Below are 1725 nucleotides of genomic sequence, written 5' to 3'. Positions count from 1 at the left end.
GCGTCATCTCCTTCATGGTCTGGCTGCACCATTTCTTCACCATGGGGGCGGGGCCGAACGTCAATGCCGTCTTCGGCATCGCCAGCATGATCATCGCGGTGCCGACGGGGGTGAAGATCTACAACTGGTTGTTCACGATGTATGGCGGCCGCATCCGCTTCATGACACCGATGCTGTGGTCGGTCGGCTTCATGGTGACCTTCATCATCGGCGGCCTGACCGGCGTCCTCGTCGCGGTGCCGCCCGCCGACTTCATGCTGCACAACAGCATGTTCTTGGTCGCGCACTTCCACAACGTCATCATCGGGGGCGTGCTGTTCGGCGTGTTCGCCGGCTTCGAATACTGGTTCCCAAAAGCCTTCGGTTTCCGTCTCGACGAGCGCTGGGGCAAGGCGGGGTTCTGGTTCACCTTCATCGGCTTCTGGATCACCTTCATGCCGCTCTATGTCGCGGGCATGCTCGGCATGACGCGGCGCATGCAGCATTACGACGTCGCGGCCTGGCGGCCCTGGATGTTCGTGGCGGCGATCGGCATGGCCGTGCTGTCGATCGGCGTCATCTGCCAGATAACGCAGCTCGTCGTCAGCATCCGCAACCGGGAAGCCTTGCGCGATCGTACCGGTGATCCCTGGGATGGCAGGTCTCTGGAATGGGCGACGTCGTCGCCACCGCCGGTGTTCAACTTCGCGTTCCATCCCGATGTGCGCGGCGAAGATGCCTATTGGGAGATGAAGGCGAAGGCCAAGCAGCAGCAGTTCGAGCAGGCGGTTGAATACGAGGACATCGAGATGCCCCGGAATTCGCCGACCGGCTTCGTCTGCGCATTCTTCGCCTCCATCATGGGCTTTGCGCTGATCTGGCACATCTGGTGGATGGTGATTTTGGGCGGGCTAGGCGCGTTCGCGACCTTCGTCATATTCGCCTGGCGCGACCATGACGAATACGTCATTCCGGCGGCCGAAGTCGCGCGCATCGATCGCATTAATATCGAGGAGCGTCGTAACCTTGTCAGCATGGCGGGGGTGGTCTGATGGCGATGACCGCGACCGCTGGCCACGCGCATGCCGACCCCCATCATATCGGGCTCGTTGTCGAGCATCCCGGACCTGCGTCAAAACGAATTGTGACGGCCTACGGCTTCTGGGTCTTCCTGCTGTCAGACATCGTGATGTTTTCCTGTTTCTTCGCAGCCTATGCGGTGCTGGTGGGCCAGACCGCCGATGGTCCGAAGGGCTCGGAAATCTTCGAGCAGCGGAACGTAGCGATCGAGACGGTCTGCCTGTTGCTGTCGAGCTTTACATGCGGCATGGCGAGCATTGCGGCCGACGTGCGCAACCGACTCTGGTTCTATCTTGGGATGGCCATCACTCTCGTGTTGGGGCTTGCGTTCCTCACGATCGAATTCCGCGAATTCGCCGATCTCGTCTCCCGCGGCTATGGCCCGTCGCGCAGCGCGTTCCTGACCGCGTTCTTCTCGCTCGTCGGGTGCCACGGCCTTCACGTTTCTGCCGGGGTGCTGTGGCTCCTCACCATGATGGCCCAGGTCTTCGCCAAGGGCTTTCGCGCCGATATCTTGCGCCGCATGATGTGCTTTGCGCTGTTCTGGCACGCGCTCGACATCATCTGGGTCGCCGTCTTTTCCGTCGTCTACCTGCTTGGGAGTGGCGTATGAGCGATCTGACGCACCGGCCGGTCGAACATGACCTCGCACCCGGCGAGGAAGAG

2 protein-coding genes are annotated in these 1725 nt (G+C 61.4%); both read left to right on the top strand.

Annotated elements, in window-relative coordinates; all coding sequences use genetic code 11:
• A partial coding sequence (locus tag SO156_RS45740) for a cbb3-type cytochrome c oxidase subunit I (protein ID WP_498539451.1) occupies positions 1-1031 on the top strand: 1031 nt, incomplete at its 5' end.
• A complete protein-coding gene (locus SO156_RS45735; protein ID WP_458143606.1) occupies positions 1031-1672 on the top strand; it encodes a cytochrome (ubi)quinol oxidase subunit III in 642 nt (213 codons plus the stop codon). The genes SO156_RS45740 and SO156_RS45735, both read left to right, overlap by 1 nt.
• The last annotated feature ends 53 nt before the right edge of the window (positions 1673-1725 follow it).

Source organism: Bradyrhizobium sp. UFLA05-125, assembly GCF_059803515.1.
The sequence above is the reverse complement of the archived record's forward strand: the minus strand, read 5'-3'. Positions and strand labels throughout refer to the sequence as shown.

Bases quoted from the DNA above. Each gene is read 5' to 3' on its own strand.
- SO156_RS45735 (WP_458143606.1), top strand. From the start codon at position 1,031: ATGGCGATGACCGCGACCGCTGGCCACGCGCATGCCGACCCCCATCAT.